Annotated in this window: 18 protein-coding genes and 2 riboswitches; of the genes, 16 read left to right on the top strand and 2 right to left on the bottom strand. The window is 44.6% G+C overall.

All coding sequences use genetic code 11. The features are described from left to right. From K364_RS0115980 to K364_RS0115960, 5 genes are all read left to right on the top strand, one after another. Complete coding sequence (locus K364_RS0115980; RefSeq protein WP_028308846.1) at positions 1–900, top strand: ArdC-like ssDNA-binding domain-containing protein; 900 nt, start codon at positions 1–3, stop codon at positions 898–900. 12 nt (positions 901–912) lie between these two features. Beyond that, positions 913–1,104, top strand: coding sequence for a hypothetical protein (locus tag K364_RS0115975; RefSeq protein WP_028308845.1), 192 nt, complete (start codon positions 913–915; stop codon positions 1,102–1,104). After that, the gene (locus K364_RS0115970) at positions 1,091–2,854 is read left to right on the top strand and encodes a VirD4-like conjugal transfer protein, CD1115 family (RefSeq protein ID WP_028308844.1); all 1,764 of its coding nucleotides are present in this window, start codon (positions 1,091–1,093) and stop codon (positions 2,852–2,854) included. Before K364_RS0115975 ends, K364_RS0115970 begins: the two co-directional genes overlap by 14 nt. Before the next feature lie 26 nt (positions 2,855–2,880). Beyond that, a complete protein-coding gene (locus K364_RS0115965) occupies positions 2,881–3,186 on the top strand; it encodes a TrbC/VirB2 family protein (RefSeq protein WP_051534142.1) in 306 nt (101 codons plus the stop codon). A 76-nt stretch (positions 3,187–3,262) separates the two neighbouring features. After that, positions 3,263–4,102: a VirB6/TrbL-like conjugal transfer protein, CD1112 family gene (locus K364_RS0115960; RefSeq protein WP_028308842.1), complete on the top strand. Its 840-nt coding sequence runs from the start codon at positions 3,263–3,265 to the stop codon at positions 4,100–4,102. Between the two features lie 28 nt (positions 4,103–4,130). Here K364_RS0115960 and K364_RS24500 read toward each other — a convergent pair whose 3' ends face one another. Beyond that, a complete protein-coding gene (locus tag K364_RS24500) occupies positions 4,131–4,541 on the bottom strand; it encodes a hypothetical protein (protein ID WP_207640875.1) in 411 nt (136 codons plus the stop codon). An 83-nt stretch (positions 4,542–4,624) separates the two neighbouring features. Beyond that, complete coding sequence (locus K364_RS0115950; RefSeq protein ID WP_028308841.1) at positions 4,625–4,867, bottom strand: helix-turn-helix domain-containing protein; 243 nt, start codon at positions 4,865–4,867, stop codon at positions 4,625–4,627. Between the two features lie 162 nt (positions 4,868–5,029). Here K364_RS0115950 and K364_RS0115945 point away from each other — a divergent pair, with 162 nt between their 5' ends. The 11 genes from K364_RS0115945 (at position 5,030) to K364_RS0115895 (ending at position 15,910) form a co-directional block, all read left to right on the top strand. Continuing rightward, entirely contained in the window at positions 5,030–5,227 is a 198-nt protein-coding gene (locus K364_RS0115945) for a hypothetical protein (protein WP_028308840.1), read from the top strand. A gap of 65 nt (positions 5,228–5,292) precedes the next feature. Beyond that, positions 5,293–5,658, top strand: coding sequence for a PrgI family protein (locus K364_RS0115940; protein WP_028308839.1), 366 nt, complete (start codon positions 5,293–5,295; stop codon positions 5,656–5,658). Further along, positions 5,651–7,987: a VirB4-like conjugal transfer ATPase, CD1110 family gene (locus K364_RS0115935; protein WP_028308838.1), complete on the top strand. Its 2,337-nt coding sequence runs from the start codon at positions 5,651–5,653 to the stop codon at positions 7,985–7,987. Before K364_RS0115940 ends, K364_RS0115935 begins: the two co-directional genes overlap by 8 nt. A 76-nt stretch (positions 7,988–8,063) precedes the next feature. Next, complete coding sequence (locus K364_RS0115930) at positions 8,064–8,468, top strand: DUF6075 family protein (RefSeq protein ID WP_028308837.1); 405 nt, start codon at positions 8,064–8,066, stop codon at positions 8,466–8,468. A 32-nt stretch (positions 8,469–8,500) separates the two neighbouring features. Further along, positions 8,501–10,135: a hypothetical protein gene (locus tag K364_RS25815; RefSeq protein ID WP_051534141.1), complete on the top strand. Its 1,635-nt coding sequence runs from the start codon at positions 8,501–8,503 to the stop codon at positions 10,133–10,135. Positions 10,136–10,240: 105 nt separating this feature from the next. Continuing rightward, positions 10,241–10,477 (top strand): hypothetical protein, encoded by a 237-nt coding sequence (locus K364_RS0115920; protein ID WP_035269738.1) that lies wholly within the window; start codon positions 10,241–10,243, stop codon positions 10,475–10,477. Position 10,478: 1 nt separating this feature from the next. Beyond that, positions 10,479–11,183: a JAB domain-containing protein gene (locus K364_RS24490; protein WP_035269734.1), complete on the top strand. Its 705-nt coding sequence runs from the start codon at positions 10,479–10,481 to the stop codon at positions 11,181–11,183. A 232-nt stretch (positions 11,184–11,415) separates the two neighbouring features. Beyond that, a riboswitch (cobalamin riboswitch) is annotated at positions 11,416–11,599 on the top strand. Between the two features lie 132 nt (positions 11,600–11,731). Next, positions 11,732–12,790 (top strand): DMT family transporter, encoded by a 1,059-nt coding sequence (locus K364_RS0115910; RefSeq protein ID WP_028308835.1) that lies wholly within the window; start codon positions 11,732–11,734, stop codon positions 12,788–12,790. A 44-nt stretch (positions 12,791–12,834) separates the two neighbouring features. Further along, positions 12,835–13,025: riboswitch (cobalamin riboswitch) on the top strand. Between the two features lie 13 nt (positions 13,026–13,038). Continuing rightward, a complete protein-coding gene (locus K364_RS0115905) occupies positions 13,039–13,878 on the top strand; it encodes a nitrogenase iron protein NifH (protein ID WP_028308834.1) in 840 nt (279 codons plus the stop codon). Continuing rightward, positions 13,875–14,696 (top strand): nitrogenase component 1, encoded by an 822-nt coding sequence (locus K364_RS0115900; protein WP_028308833.1) that lies wholly within the window; start codon positions 13,875–13,877, stop codon positions 14,694–14,696. The genes K364_RS0115905 and K364_RS0115900 overlap by 4 nt, the downstream gene beginning before the upstream one ends. Next, complete coding sequence (locus tag K364_RS0115895) at positions 14,693–15,910, top strand: nitrogenase component 1 (RefSeq protein WP_028308832.1); 1,218 nt, start codon at positions 14,693–14,695, stop codon at positions 15,908–15,910. Before K364_RS0115900 ends, K364_RS0115895 begins: the two co-directional genes overlap by 4 nt. Positions 15,911–15,917 lie beyond the last annotated feature (7 nt).

The following is a 15,917-nucleotide window of genomic DNA, read 5'->3' as shown; positions in this document are numbered from 1 at the left end:
ATGAGTAGTTTCGATGATCTTTTCCGGCAGGAAAACGAACAGCCTGCTTCCCGAAACGACCAGCCTTTTGACAAGGAGGCATGGAAACAGCAAAAGCAGGAACAGCGGGAAACGGTTTACGCCATGATCGACGATACAGCACTAACCGTGGCGCAAGATGGCGCTGCCTTCCAGAAGTACCTGGATGTGCAAAGCCGTTTTGACCGCTACAGCGTAGCCAACGCACTGTTGATCCTTGCACAGAAGCCAGATGCCACCCGCATTGCGGACTTTGACACCTGGAAGGAGCAAGGTGCCTATATCCGCAAAAAGGAAAGCGGCTTCTACATCTTGGAGCCAGGCGAGGAGTACCAGCGCGATGACGGCACCACCGGCATAAGCTACAACCCCAAAAAGATGTTCGATATTGCACAGACCGGGAACAGCCGCAAACGGGAAACACCGACCTATCCCGATGACCGCACCCGTATCAAAGCGCTGATGGACCATGCACCCGTGCCGATCCTTATCAGCGATACCCTGCAGGAAGGCACAAACGCTTTGTACCATCCGGAAGCAAGGGAAATCCTAGTCCGAAAGGGCATGGACGCAAACAATATTTTCCGTGCCCTTTCCCAGGAGCTTGCTCACGCGGAAATAGATAATGGAGACGGAAGCTACAACCGTTCTACTCATGCCTTCCACGCTTATTGCGTGTCCTATATGCTCTGCAAACAGTATGGCGTGGACACAAACGGCTATCGTTTTGACCGTGCTCCACAAATGCTGGAGGGCTTAGACGCACAGGAGATCCGCGCCGAGCTTTCCGTCATCCGCGAAGCTGCCGGTGAAATTTCCGGCAGGATGAATCGGATGCTGGCGCAGCAAAGACAGCAAAAACGGCAGGAGCCGGAACGATAGGAGGGATTGCCAATGAAGGAAGAAGAAAGGGTGCTTACTCTGGACGATTACGAATACGGCGTTGTCGTAAACGCTTTGAACGAAATGCGCAACGACTTGATTAAAGAAGAACGACCCACCGATGCCGTGGATGAGCTTCTTCTCAAAACTATCGACGCCCCAACCAAAAAAGTAAAACGAAGAAACCATGATGAAGCGCGCTGAAACCGTAAGAAGTACCTTGATACTCTTTGCGGTTTTTTTAATTCCGGTGGTATGGGCGGCTTTGCTTACCGCACCTTCCCTGTCGGGGGGACTTCCCGAAATCCTTGCCAATCTCACGGCGGCGATAAACAACCCGTTTCATATCCAATGGGTGGACGATTCGTTAAAGTGCATCCTACTATTTGTCACCGCCTATTGTCTGGGCATCGGGATTTATCTTTCCACCAAACGCAATTACCGGCGAAGAGAGGAACACGGCAGCGCTCGCTGGGGCGGCGCTGCGGCTGTCTGCAAGAAATACCGGGACAAAGACCCGCAGAGAAACAAAATCCTGACACAGAATGTCCGCATCGGCCTGGACGGAAGGAAGCACAAACGGAACCTGAATGTGCTGGTGGTAGGAGGCTCCGGTTCCGGCAAGACGAGATTTTACGCAAAACCCAACGTCATGCAGGCCAACACCTCTTTTGTCGTCCTCGACCCGAAAGGAGAAATCCTACGGGACACAGGAAACCTGCTCAAAACCAAAGGCTATGAAATCAAGGTGCTGGATTTAATCAACATGCACCTGTCTCATTGCTACAACCCCTTTGCCTATCTGCAGGATGATAAGGATGTGTTAAAGCTGGTAACAAACCTGATTAGAAACACTACTCCTAAAGGCTCCAACACCAATGACCCCTTTTGGGAGCGCTCCGAAACCGCGCTACTGGAAGCATTGATTCTCTACCTGCTCTATGAAGCGCCACCGGAGGAGCAAAATTTCCCGATGGTCATGGAAATGATTGCCGCCGCCGAAGTCCGGGAGGATGACGAAACCTATCAAAGCCCCCTGGATGAACTGTTTGAACGGCTGGAAATGCGCGAGCCGGAGCATTTGGCGGTCAAGCAGTACAACATCTTCAAGCTGGCGGCAGGCAAGACTGCCAAAAGCATCCTTATTAGTCTGGGTGTGAGACTGGAAAAATTTAATCTTGCTTCCATCGCCGGAATTACCACCACAGATGAATTGGAGTTACCTTCCATCGGAGAACGCAAAACGGCGCTCTTTGCTGTAATCCCCGATAATGACAGCAGTTTCAATTTTATCGTTGGAATGCTCTACACACAGCTTTTCCAAAGCCTTATGTATCTTGCCGATTATCATCATGCAGGACGCTTGCCCATCCATGTCCATTTTGTCATGGACGAATTTTCTAACGTCGCCTTGCCGGATGAATTTGACAAGCTGCTTTCCACCATGCGGTCCCGCGAAATATCGGTTTCTATTATCCTGCAAAACCTGGCGCAATTAAAAGCCCTGTTTAAGGACACATGGGAGTCTATCGTCGGAAACTGCGACGAATTTCTGTACCTTGGCGGCAACGAGCAATCCACCCACAAATATGTGTCGGAGCTTTTAGGCAAAGAAACTATCGACACTAATACTTATGGGCTGAGCAAGGGCAGAAACGGTAGTTATTCCACCAATTATCAGCAGTCCGGTCGGGAGCTTCTCACCCCCGACGAGGTAAGGATGCTGGACAACCGTTATGCCCTGCTGTTCATCCGGGGAGAACGGGCAGTGATGGACGACAAATACGATATTCTCAAACACCCCAATCTGAAACTGACCGTTGATGGCAACGGTGAACCCTTCCGACACGGAGGTGTAGAAAGTGCCCTGGACTGGAAAACTGTGCTATTGAACGAAGAGAGCGATTACGAGCTTCTCTCTGAGGATGAACTCGAAACCTTAATGCAATACTGAAAAACAATATATGGAGGTATGATCTTATGAAAATGTCCAAGAGAACCAAGATGACTTTTGCCATCTACTGCGCATTGGTACTAATTGTTACTCTCTTTGCCGCACCGGCCTACGCCGCAAATGATCCGCTGACTGTCGTTAACAACCTGTCTGATTTTATTTTCGGACTGATCCGCGCCATCGGGATGATCCTCTTAGGCTTCGGCATCGTGCAGATCGGCCTGTCCCTCAAATCCCACGACCCGTCTCAGAGGGCAAACGGTTTCCTGACCCTTGCAGGCGGTGTAATTATTACCTTTGCCAAAGAGATTTTAAATCTCATTACAGGCTGATGATGCGCCTCAAATTTAAGGGGAACAGGACGGTAAAAGCCTGTTCCCCAAATCTTTTCAAGGAGGTGGTTCTGCTATGTCAAGCGGTAATTGGGTAATCGACAATTTAAATAACGCCCTTCAAACATGGAACGAAAAACTTGCAGAGATTTGGCAGCTTGTAACCCAATCCCCCACGGAATTTAAGGGTGGCGGTATCTGGAACGTCATTGTAAATATCCACGGTGCGCTGCAGGCCATCGGCCTTGCCCTGCTGGTACTGTTTTTCGTTATCGGCGTGGTCAAGACCTGCGGCAGTTTTGCAGAAGTCAAAAAGCCAGAACACGCATTGAAGCTGTTTATTCGCTTTGCATTAGCAAAAGCCGTTGTAACCTACGGGCTGGAGCTGATGATGGCGCTGTTCGACATCGCGCAGGGGATTATCTCCACCATCATGAGCAGCGCAGGCTTTGGCACAACAACCGAATCTGTTTTACCAGACACCATCGTGCAGGCCATTGAGAATTGCAGCTTTTGGGAGAGTATCCCGTTATGGGCGGTAACGCTCATCGGCGGACTGTTCATTACAGTATTGTCCTTCATTATGATTATGTCGGTATACGGGCGGTTTTTCAAATTGTATTTATACACGGCCATCGCCCCCGTGCCTCTGGCCTCCTTTGCCGGAGAACCGAGCCAAAGCATCGGCAAAGCCTTTCTAAAAGGTTATGCTGCTGTATGCCTGGAGGGGGCGATTATCGTTCTTGCCTGCGTTATCTTTTCCGTCTTTGCTTCCTCCCCGCCGGTGGTGGATACCAGCGCCAGCGCCGTCACAATGGTATGGTCTTATGTAGGGGAACTTATTTTCAATATGCTGGTCCTGGTGGGTGCGGTAAAAATGGCCGACCGGGTGGTGCGGGAGATGATGGGATTATAAGGGAGATCGGGTATTACAGTCCGTATCCTCATATATCCTTGAACTGAACACCCTCCCCATAAACAACAGGCTCCCCTGTTCTTGGATCAAGCAAATTCCCATGCTCGTTAAACTGAATTTTGTCAAGAGGTACGCCCATCTCTCTTGCCCGTCGGATTTGCCATGCGGCATCATCTTCAAGGTATTTCTCATCACGTTTGCGTCGTATCGCCTTTATAAGCGACACAATCCAGCTTAACATGGTCAAGCCAAGCAGCGAGAAAAGAATGATGAATGCTAAAGTCTCATGTTCTCCTGCCCACTTGTTCAGCACGGTGCTGAACAGTAGGAAGCAAAGAATGGGAATCGTCAGCCGGATTTTTCCGGCTACTTTAAATATAAAAGAGAGAATGAGCAATCCCGCCGTAATGCAAAGTGAAATAATTGCTGCAATTGGCATAATGGACACTCCTTTCCATGCAGTCTGTATATTTCCATTATCACATATGTAAAAGAGAAATGGAAGACTGTCCCAATTACAGACTATTTTATCTCCTGCTCCAGATTGGAGAACAAGTCGCAATCAAAAAAATCTCGAACACTGATTCCCAGTCCGTCGCACAGCTTTTTAATAGTGGCAATCCCCGCATTATAGGTTGTGCCGCTTACTATATCATTTACAGTCGATTGTGTGACGCCTGAAATGTTACTGAGAGCGTTGATTGTCAGATTCCGTTCCCTGCACAATCCTTCAATGCGTTTGGTTACTGCTTGAGAAATATTCATTGTATCACCTCTAAACGTTATTCCGTTAATCAAAGAATATCAATTTATACTCTATATGTTTAACGGAATACCGTTGAAATAGACATAGAGGTGACTTATACTAACGGTATATCGTTAAGATTAGGATTCTTCTACGTGAATAAAGCAAAAGGGGGTTTTAGTTTGAAACATGAAAATTACAATAACGAACTGGAAAAAGAGAAAGAAAAACTTAACAGGCTTGCGGATAAAGCCTTGGAAAGCGGTATCCCTCTCACACAGGATGAAGCATTTATGGCTCAGAACCGCAAGGTTGATGAATTGATAGTAAAAATACAGATGGAGAAGGAACGACACCGAAATAAACAGCGGGAACGATAAATCAAGCAATCCAATAGCGCTTAGTTAGATATGAGGCGCTATTTTTATTTGGAGGTGATTGAGTTTTGGAAGTCAAGATTAACCGGGAAATCCGGGATTATACCGAAAGCATGTTTTTTGGACTGTCTCTACGGCAGTTCATTTTTTCTGTTCTTGCCGTTGGGATAGCCGTGGGCATCTACTTAGGTCTGCGGAGTTACTTCGGCACGGAAACCGTAAGCTGGATGTGCATTTTGGGAGCTGCCCCCTTCGCGGCGCTCGGCTTTATCAAGTACCACGGTATGACGGCAGAGCAGTTTCTATGGGCGTATATCAAATCGGAATTTCTCATGCCTAAAAAACTGACCTTTTATCCGACCAACATTTACTTTGAAGCGCTCAAAAACGTTATTGCAAATCATGAAAAGGAGGAATTAAAACGCCATGATTAAGACCCTGCAAAAAATCATGAAGCAGGACAAGGAACGGTTTATTGTGCCCAAAGGTGTCCAACAGGCAATTCCCATCAGCGCTATCTGGCCGGATGGGATTTTTCGCGTGGGCAACAAATTTTCCAAATCCTATCGCTTTGAGGATATAAACTATGCGGTAGCATCCAAAGAAGACAAGGAAGCAATGTTTTTGTCCTATTCGGAGCTTTTAAATTCCTTTGACAGCGGAGCAACCACCAAAATCACCATCAACAACCGCAGACTGAATAAAGCCGACTTTGAAAGCTCCATTCTGATCCCGTTAAAAGATGACAGGCTGGACGAGTACCGCAGAGAATATAACCGGATGCTTTTGGATAAAGCCACAGGCGCAAACAGCATTGTGCAGGATAAGTATGTCACCGTATCAGTAATGAAGAAAAATATTGAGGAAGCAAGGAACTACTTTTCCCGTATTAGCACCGACTTGATTACCCATTTTTCCCACCTGGGATCAAAGTGTGTGGAACTGGACGCGACCGACCGCCTGCGAATCCTGCACGATTTTTTCCGAGCCGGAGAAGAAACGGACTTTCATTTTGACCTGTCCGACACCATGAGAAAGGGGCACGATTTCAAGGACTACATTTGTCCCGATACCTTTGAATTTGAAAAAGACCACTTCCGCATGGGAAACATATTCGGACGCGTCATTTTCCTACGGGAGTATGCCAGCTACATTAAGGACAGCATGGTATCCGAGCTTTGCGACCTGAACCGCAATATGATGTTATCGCTTGACATTATCCCTATTCCAACCGATGAAGCCGTGCGGGAAGTGGAAAACCGGCTACTCGGTGTGGAAACCAACATTACAAATTGGCAGAGGCGGCAGAATCAAAGCAACAACTTTTCTGCTGTTGTGCCTTACGACATGGAGCAGCAGCGCAAGGAAAGCAAGGAATTTCTCGACGACCTGACCACCCGCGACCAAAGGATGATGTTTGCCGTTTTGACGATGGTGCATATAGCAGACAGCAAAGAGCAGCTTGACAGCGATACAGAAACCCTGCTTACCAACGCTCGAAAGCATCTTTGCCAATTTTCTACCCTGACATTCCAACAAATGGACGGACTGAACACAGTGTTGCCCTTTGGCCTGCGGAAAATTGACGCCATCCGTACACTGACTACAGAAAGCACGGCAGTATTTATCCCGTTCCGGGCGCAGGAGATTTCCCACAGTGGTGGTATCTACTATGGTCAAAACGTTATCAGTAAAAACATGATCATTGCCAACCGTAAGCACCTGCTCAACGGAAACTCCTTTATTTTAGGTGTTTCCGGCTCCGGTAAGAGCTTTACCGCCAAGAGGGAAATCGTCAATCAAATTCTTTCCAGCGATGACGACATCATCCTGATTGACCCGGAGCGCGAATACTCATCGCTTGTCAAGGCGATGGGCGGCGAAATTATCCATATCTCGGCAACCTCTCCGAATCACATTAACGCAATGGATATGAGCAAAGACTACGGCGACGGCGCAAACCCAGTCATCCTCAAATCCGAATTTGTCCTTTCCTTGTGCGAGCAGTTAATCGGAGGACACAACCTGGGTGCAAAGCAGAAATCTTTAATTGACCGCTGCACTGCCAGCGTCTACCGGACGTATCTGCAAAGCAATTACCGTGATAAGCTGCCAACCTTGCAGGACTTTCATGCGGAGCTGCTGAAACAGTCGGAACCGGAAGCACAGGAAATCGCCCTTGCTATCGAGCTGTTTACCAGCGGCAGCCTGAACACCTTTGCCAAGCCTACCAACGTGGATGTCAACAACCGCCTGATTTGCTATGACATCCTTGACCTGGGCAAGCAGCTCCTTCCCATCGGGATGCTGGTGGTTCTGGACAGCATCTTGAACCGTATTACACAGAACCGTGCGAAAGGCAAAAACACCTTCATTATCATTGATGAAATCTATCTGCTGTTCCAGCATGAGTACAGCGCCAACTTCCTGTTCACGCTCTGGAAGCGTGTCCGAAAGTACGGCGCTTTTTGTACGGGAATCACTCAAAACGTGGACGATCTTCTGCAGAGCCATACGGCCCGCACCATGTTGGCAAACAGCGAGTTTATTGTCATGCTCAACCAGGCTTCCACGGACAGAATGGAGCTTGCCAAGCTCCTGAACATTTCCGACCTTCAGCTTTCCTACATCACCAACGTGGATGCGGGGAACGGTCTGATTAAGGTGGGCAGTTCCCTTGTGCCCTTTACCGATCAATTCCCGCGCAATACCAAGCTCTATAACCTGATGACCACCAAGCCGGGCGAACAGGCCCAAATCTGACAGAACCTTATACATGCAAACGGCTGGCCGTACCTTCGGTCAGCCGTTCATCTATCTTATGAAGGAGGAAAACACAATGGAAACCATACGGTTTGCAAGTAAGGAGCATAAGGCTTTTTATTGCGAAATGCTTATTAAAACCCGCAATGACGACGCCTATCATCGGGCATTTTTCTATGCGATGGGAATTTGTGCTGAGACAAGACACAATATTCGATCACTCTTTGACTTCAAAAACGGCGGGATTAACCCGGATGGTCTTTCGGACCCGTGGCAGACGGGCAGTACGCGCCGCCTGTGCCGCTTGGCCTTTAACCTCTGGAACGGCTTTACGGAGGAAGGAAAAGAAAACCGTTCCACACCCTATGAGTTGTTTGACTGCGGCTTTGCACCGTACTTTTTTGAGGCTATCCGTCTGCGCTATCCCGAATATTGCCGAAGCATGGAGTGCACCATCCGTCAATCCGCAATGGAACGGTAAAATCAGCAAAATTTTGAAAGGAGGCGCGCGCGGTGAAAGAGATCAAAACCAAACAAACCCTAAAGGATATTAAGGCACTGGATAAGACGACAGACGTGTCCCGCAGGATGAAAAATGCCTATATCCGCACCAAAGACCAAGCAGAACATCTCGGACATAACGATAACGGCAACTATGTGGATGATGCCGGGAATAACATCCATGAGGGTGCAAAAGTTGTTATCCAGGAAACCGGACATACCGCAGGAAACTACGGCAAAAAGGCAGTTGAAAAAATAAAGGACCGTCGCGCTCCGGATGCAGATGCTCCTCGTTACCACGATTCAAACGGTGAGAATGTGCGGCAGACCCCCACAAGTGAAGTGAAGGAATCAGCACACAGGGATGTTGTCCAGACTAAAACAAAACCGGCAACGGAACTGAACACAACTTCGGTCAAAGCAAAGGAAGCAGTAAATCAGAACGTTTCCCAACCCGGAGCAAAGCAGGCGGCAAAACACAATGCTATCCCATCCAAGGCAAAGGAAACCATAAAACGGAAAGTTACCCTGTCCAGACCAAGCGAATTAGCAAAACGCAGGTTCGTTCTAAGCAGAGCGAAACAGCGATTTTCTCAAACCATTGAAATCCGGATGGCAAATCAAAATATCGGTCAAATACAATCACAACAGATATCCGAGCGAATACCTGCTCAACGTCCCCTTTTTCAACCAGCCAGGAAAGCAGCGGCACAAACCCTCCACACCTCCGGTAAAATAGGACGCACCATAAAGCAATCTGTCGAAACTGGCGGCAAAACCCTAAAAGAAGCCGCTAAAGGTACGATTAAATCAACGCAAAGATCGGTTAAAACCGCCGAGCATACTGCTAAAGCTGCTGTTAAAACCTCACAGGCAGCAGCAAAAACCGCCGCCAAAACCGCACAGGCTGCTCAAAGAGCGGCCCAGACTGCACGATTAGCGGCAAAAGCGGCGGCTGTTTCTGCAAAGACAGCAGTTAAGGCAATGCTGTCTGCTATAAAGGCGATCATCGCGGCAGCCAAGGGCCTGACCGCCTTGATTGCCGCTGGCGGCTGGATAGCAGTGACGATTATTCTTGTGATATGTCTTGCGGGGCTTTTATTAGGCTCAGCATTCGGAATATTCTATTCCAATGAAAGCCCCGGCGGGAACACTCCGGTTATGTCGGAGGTGGTCAATCAGCTTAACAATGAATTTGCGGCAAAAATAGAACAGATAGAAAATGAAAATCCACATGACACCCTGGAGCTGTCCGGTAGCAATAGCATCTCCGCAAGCCAGTGGCGGGAAATCTTGGCGGTCTATGCGGTAAAAGTAACCGTCGATCCGGAAAACGGCATGGAGGTTACCACCCTCGACGATGCCAAGGTGGGCATCCTGCGGGACGTCTTTTGGGATATGAACAAAATCGACTATTGGATAGAAACTATTGTACATGAGGAAACCGTAACTACCACTGACGAGGATGGCAATGAAACCACCGAAACCATCACCACCACCGAAACCACCCTGCATATCAATATAACCTCCAGATCCTATACGGACATGATTACCGAGTACAGCTTCAATCCGGATCAGGTAAAAATGCTAAATGAGTTGATGAAGGACGAATACCGACATCTATTCATGCAGCTTATCGGCAGTTAGACGGATGTTGCCTATCCCCACAGGAAATCGCGGTCCTGACGGAAAACATGGGAAAACAAACAAAATAGTTTAATGACCAAATTAAGTGGAAAGGTGGAAAAACAGATGAACTTGGAAGAATTAAAGGAAATGGAATATATAAAATGCGTGGGTTTATTAGCTGAGTTGATTGACCTGGACACGGATGCAAAAGAAAAAATCCATAAGAGCTTTCAAAATATAGGGATTAAAAACTTTTTTCTTCATCTTGAATCGGTGGACTTGCCTACTGAGATTTCCGAGAAGTTGAAAAGCATAAAAGCCATTATTGAAATAGTTGATGTAAAAAGGGGGCGGGCATAACATGAAGCAGGATATATTGCATACCGAGAATTTTTTAAAAGGGCTGACAACTTTAACAGGACTGCCCTACAAAAAAGTTCAGCAGTATGTAAAAGAAAATAACCCTTTTAACATCCTGGAGCATCCCCACATTATGGAACCAAATGATAGACAGCTTGAAAAGATAGGGCTGCTCAATGAGTTTATTGCCTCTTACAACATTCTGAAAATCTATGAAAGCAATGAGAAGGTCATGCTCAATTCATCAACCATAGCAGGCCAATATTTTTTAGCCCTTTTGGGAGGAATGAAGGATAAAGAAAGGTTTATGGTTGCATTTTTAGACAGCGGCAACAACATCATCGAAACAAAGACCATGTCGGAAGGGAGTATCGGACAAACAGCGGTGTATCCAAGAGAAATATTAAAATATGCCCTTGCCTGTGATTGCAATACAATGATTTTAGCCCATAATCATCCCGGAGGGTCCAAAAATTTTTCTCCGGAGGATAGGGCATTGACACAAAGAATGGTTGACATTTTTCATCCCCTTGAGATCAAAGTTCTGGATCACATAATTGTTGGCGGTAGAAGCTATACTTCTATGGCGGAAAAAGGGATTATCCCCTGCCAGAGCAAAGGTACAGCAAATTATGAAATGATAACATTAGGTCCAATACCTGCGGAAGAAAAGCGGAATAGGTTTAAACATACACACTTGCGTTAAATATTCAATCAAATCACAAAATTGTCAATACGATGTTATTCTAAAACTAAGGAGACAAGTTATAATGTCCTTTATTGCCTTGAGGTAAATTAGGTATATCAGCAGACGATCACAAAACCAGGGAGACTGTTACATTCTTAAACGTCCTTCCCTTCTGTAGATGTAAAAGCTATGCCATAACGAATTATTTCATTGACGTAATATATACTTGTGTGATAGTGTTATATTAAATTGAATATTTAAAATTACAGGTGACGTAAATTGTTTTTTCGTCTTAAAAGGGAAGTAGGTTGAAATCCTACGCGGTCCCGCCGCTGTAAAAGAGGAATCCCTCCAGGAATGCCACTGTTTGAATGGGAAGGCAGGAGGGGTAATGATGCTTGAGCCAGAAGACCTGCCTGTGATAATGCGCCAAAGAACTCTACGAGCGATAGGGGGTGTTTGACTGAAAGTGTATACTGTCTTTTTATAAAAGCCTCTTAATCGTAAATGGTTAAGGGGCTTTTTAGTATGCTTATATTAAATTACCATAAAAGGTATGTGATTTTATGAGAAAATCGAATATATGCTCAATGTTTCAAGCCATGCTTGCATCAGTGTTATTTGGTGCGAGTGCCCCAATTTCTAAATTGCTATTAGGCAATATTGAGCCAATTCCGATGGCTGCATTTTTATATCTCGGCAGTGGCGTGGGGCTATTATTGTTTAAAATTGTAAGGCATATGAACCATAATTTTATAGAGATAGAAGCAAAAATAGATAAAGGCGATATTAAATGGCTAATTGGTGCAATTATCGCAGGAGGTGTTATTGCTCCTATTGTGTTAATGTTTAGCTTACGTAATACTCCTGCGTCTACTGCTTCACTCCTTTTAAATTTCGAGGGTGTTGCGACTACTTTAATTGCTGCTATTGCTTTTAAGGAAGCCATTGGGAGACGTATATGGTTGGCGATTGCATCAATAACAACTGCAAGCATACTATTATCATTGAATTTAAACGGTGAATGGGGTCTTTCAATAGGTGCGTTAGGCGTAGTATTGGCATGTACCCTTTGGGGTATAGACAATAATTTCACACGGAATATTTCAGCAAAAGACCCCTTGATTACTGTTACAATAAAAGGGATTGGAGCAGGTGTTTTTTCGTTAATATTAGCTTTGATAATGCATACCAGTTTCCCGAATATCGGAACAATATTAGGAGCTATGTTATTAGGATGCTTTAGTTACGGATTAAGCATTGTACTGTTTATATTTGCCATGCGTAATCTTGGAGCTTCGCGAACAAGTGCCTTTTTTGGAACTGCTCCGTTTGTAGGAACATTGTTATCTTTCTTGCTATTTAGAGAATTTCCAAGTACTTTATTTTATATATCATTACCAATAATGATTATAGGTGCCATATTAATATTAGGTGAAGAACATGGACATATCCATATACATGAATCTATGGAGCATGAGCATCGCCACAACCATAATGACGGACATCACACGCACAAACATATAGATGGAGAGCATTTAGAACATACACATTTACATAAACATGCAACTATTGAACATTCACACAAACATACACCGGATACCCACCATAGACATGCGCATTAGCTATTTTATAGAGATTTAATACAATAAAATATGGTGGCCTTGAAAACTAAATATCAAAAACAGGTACCGGTAATGATAAATAAAATTGTTTACCGGTGAAAAGGGAAGTCGGGTGAAAATCCTGCGCGGTCCCGCCGCTGTATAAGTGTAATTCTTCATAATATGCCACTGGGAAACCGGAAAGGCATGAAGAGTAGTGATGCTTGAGTTGAGGGGTTTTATTTTTACAAAAAAGGAAGGCAAAAGGCATGTTGAATAACAAAAATCTAAAAATAGCGTTTTATGGCAAAGGCGGAATAGGTAAGTCAACAATAGCGGCTAACTTATCGGCAGCTTTTTCCAAATTGGGATTGAAGGTACTCCATATAGGGTGTGACCCGAAAGGAGATTCTACAAGAAATTTGACAGGAAGTAAAATACCTTCGGTACTGAAAGTGATTCAGGAAAAGGGAACAGAAATTGAAGAAAAGGACATTATTCATTCTGGGTTTAATGGTGTGGCATGTATCGAAGCAGGGGGCCCGGAAGCTGGAATAGGATGTGCGGGAATGGGTATAACCACCATGGCTGAAGAACTGAATCACCTTGGGATTGTTAACAAGCCGTGGGATGTAATTGTTTATGATGTTTTAGGAGACGTGGTCTGCGGCGGCTTTTCGGTTCCTATGCGAGAAAAATTTGTCGATGCGGTGTATATTGTCTCATCTTCGGAGTTCATGTCCATCTATGCGGCCAATAATATCATGAAAGGTGTGCGAAGGTTTTCAACCGGGGAAAGGAATCTTTTTGGCGGGATTATTCACAATCGGAGGAATGAAAACTCAAAGGATGAGATAGTAAGATATTTTGCTGAGAAGTCAAACACACAGGTTTTGGATGATATCCCTTTTTGCAATGAGATTGTTTTTTCAGAGCTGGAAGGGAAAACAGTTGTAGAAAAATTCCCTGGGTCTAAAGCTTGTAAAACTTTTATGAATTTAGCAAAAAGGATAAAAGAAAACCTAAATTATAGTATTCCAAGAGCAATGGAAGACATTGAATTGGAACAGTTTGGAAGAATAATGCTGCAGATGGAGATAAAGAAATGAGCATAAAAAAAACATCGATCACTGATCAGGACATTACTTTCCTAAAGAAAGCCATTTACAAAGAAAGCTGTCTGGAAAATATTAATTTGGCCTTATGTATTCCGGATGTTCACGTTTTGGCCGTTGGTCCGGAATCGTGCCTGAGAGTCCTATATTTTCGAGCCATGAGGCAACGGCAGAATGACAGATTTTGCATGCAAACCATGGACAGTTCGGATTTGGTTGCCGGCAGACATTTAGATATGGCAAAGATGGCTTTGCAAAATATGCTAAAGGATGAGAAGAATCATATCAAAGCGGTCATTATTTACATTTCATGCACAGATATTCTCATGAATAGCGATTTTGAGAGCATTATAAAATGCATTCAAGGAGAATACGGAATGCCTATTAAGCTTTTTAAAAGGGGACCGCTTTCCAAGAGGCGTATATTGCCGAAAGAGAGGCTGAGCAACATTTTTGCCGGGATATTGGATGCATATACCGGTAATGATTATATAAGTGAAGGAAATAATAGACCAATTATTAATATTCTGGGAGAAGAAAAACTATCTGAAGAGTGTGATTTGAAAACATTATTAAGAGAACAGGGTTGTTACAGCATTCAGGAGTTTTTAAACTGTAAAACCTTTGAGGATTTTAAAAACCTGGCCAATGGAACTTACAGCATAGTCACTCATAAATTTGGAATGAATATGGCGGCACATCTTGAAAAACGCTTTGGCATTCCCTACTGCTTTATTCCTTTAACCTACAGCAAAGATGAATGTGATACGGAATTAAAAACCATCAACAGGATAGTAGGTGATCGCCTATGAACAAATTGTGGAAAGCTATTCCTCCTTTTGCCGGTGACTATTCGGGTGTGTGCTCGGTTCTGTATGAATTAAACTCGCTGAATGTCCTGTATACACCAGGTGGATGCAGCCACCCCATTGTAGAAGTGGATGAAATCAGAAGCTTTAACGATATGTCCTTCTATAGGACAGACATGAATGACATTGATGTAATTATGGGAGTAGAAGACAAACTTATAGAAGAAGTAGAGTTGCTCCTTGCAAAAACTGCCAAAGTAGATTTTGTGTCAATAATCGGGACACCTGTCTCCTCCATTACGGGAGTACATTTTGAGAAGATGGCGGAAAAACTTAAGAGAAAAACCGGGATACCTGTTGTGTTTTTTAATACCGATGGTTTTGAAAGCTATGTTTCGGGCATTTATGACGCTTTATTGAAGCTCGCTGAAAGATTCACATTGAAGGGCGGCGAGAGAAATTCAAAACATGTCAATATTCTCGGATATACTCCACTTGCTCTTGGGCATAAACTCCATTTGGATGAATTGGTACAGCTACTGGAGAATGTGGGTGTGGAAGTACATTTTTTTGCCTCGGGGAAAAGTCTGGATATAATCAAACTGGCTTCAGAAGCAGCCGTGAATATTGTGATTTCACCCGAAGGTACAGGCGTAGCTGAATACCTCAAAAATGAGTTTCACATTCCTTATACAATGGATATCCCCGTAGGATTACATGGAATGGGAAGGGTATTGAATTCGTTGGAAAGACATCTTGAAATTAATTTTAATGAGATTGTGAAGGAAAAATATACGCTGTTGACTACGAATACCCTTAATAAAGATACAAACAAGAAAGTCCTGATTATTGGGGAACCTTTGCTATCTGTAGCCATAGGCGATTGTTTAAAACAAGATTTCAACATAGGGCAGATAACGATAGCTTCAAATATCAGCGATAAAGGAAAAGCCAGCCGGATTTATCAAGAGAGTACATTTTCGCAAGTGGTATTTTTGGAAAATGAAGAGGATGTACAGAGATACATAAGGGAAACTGAAATTGTGATAGCAGATCCGCTTTATGAAAAATTTTTTGGAGGGGAGGAACGAAAAATAACCTTTATACCATTACCTCATGTGGGCTTGAGCGGCAGGGAATTTGCCGGTTTGAAGTATGAGTATATCGGTAGAAACGGGTTTGAGTATTTCAAAAAATATATACTACCACAAATTTAACGATCAA

The sequence above is a fragment of the Desulfitibacter alkalitolerans DSM 16504 genome (genome assembly GCF_000620305.1).
Lineage (GTDB): Bacteria > Bacillota > DSM-16504 > Desulfitibacterales > Desulfitibacteraceae > Desulfitibacter > Desulfitibacter alkalitolerans.
This window is presented reverse-complemented; position numbering and strand designations above follow the sequence as displayed.

What these genes read in the sequence shown, in the direction of transcription:
- K364_RS0115980 (WP_028308846.1), top strand. Translation starts at nt 1, where the DNA reads ATGAGTAGTTTCGATGATCTTTTCCGGCAGGAAAACGAACAGCCTGCT.
- K364_RS0115975 (WP_028308845.1), top strand. Translation starts at nt 913, where the DNA reads ATGAAGGAAGAAGAAAGGGTGCTTACTCTGGACGATTACGAATACGGC.
- K364_RS0115970 (WP_028308844.1), top strand. Translation starts at nt 1,091, where the DNA reads ATGAAGCGCGCTGAAACCGTAAGAAGTACCTTGATACTCTTTGCGGTT.
- K364_RS0115965 (WP_051534142.1), top strand. Translation starts at nt 2,881, where the DNA reads ATGAAAATGTCCAAGAGAACCAAGATGACTTTTGCCATCTACTGCGCA.
- K364_RS0115960 (WP_028308842.1), top strand. Translation starts at nt 3,263, where the DNA reads ATGTCAAGCGGTAATTGGGTAATCGACAATTTAAATAACGCCCTTCAA.
- K364_RS24500 (WP_207640875.1), bottom strand. Translation starts at nt 4,541, where the DNA reads ATGCCAATTGCAGCAATTATTTCACTTTGCATTACGGCGGGATTGCTC.
- K364_RS0115950 (WP_028308841.1), bottom strand. Translation starts at nt 4,867, where the DNA reads ATGAATATTTCTCAAGCAGTAACCAAACGCATTGAAGGATTGTGCAGG.
- K364_RS0115935 (WP_028308838.1), top strand. Translation starts at nt 5,651, where the DNA reads ATGATTAAGACCCTGCAAAAAATCATGAAGCAGGACAAGGAACGGTTT.
- K364_RS0115930 (WP_028308837.1), top strand. Translation starts at nt 8,064, where the DNA reads ATGGAAACCATACGGTTTGCAAGTAAGGAGCATAAGGCTTTTTATTGC.
- K364_RS0115920 (WP_035269738.1), top strand. Translation starts at nt 10,241, where the DNA reads ATGAACTTGGAAGAATTAAAGGAAATGGAATATATAAAATGCGTGGGT.
- K364_RS24490 (WP_035269734.1), top strand. Translation starts at nt 10,479, where the DNA reads ATGAAGCAGGATATATTGCATACCGAGAATTTTTTAAAAGGGCTGACA.
- K364_RS0115910 (WP_028308835.1), top strand. Translation starts at nt 11,732, where the DNA reads ATGAGAAAATCGAATATATGCTCAATGTTTCAAGCCATGCTTGCATCA.
- K364_RS0115905 (WP_028308834.1), top strand. Translation starts at nt 13,039, where the DNA reads ATGTTGAATAACAAAAATCTAAAAATAGCGTTTTATGGCAAAGGCGGA.
- K364_RS0115900 (WP_028308833.1), top strand. Translation starts at nt 13,875, where the DNA reads ATGAGCATAAAAAAAACATCGATCACTGATCAGGACATTACTTTCCTA.
- K364_RS0115895 (WP_028308832.1), top strand. Translation starts at nt 14,693, where the DNA reads ATGAACAAATTGTGGAAAGCTATTCCTCCTTTTGCCGGTGACTATTCG.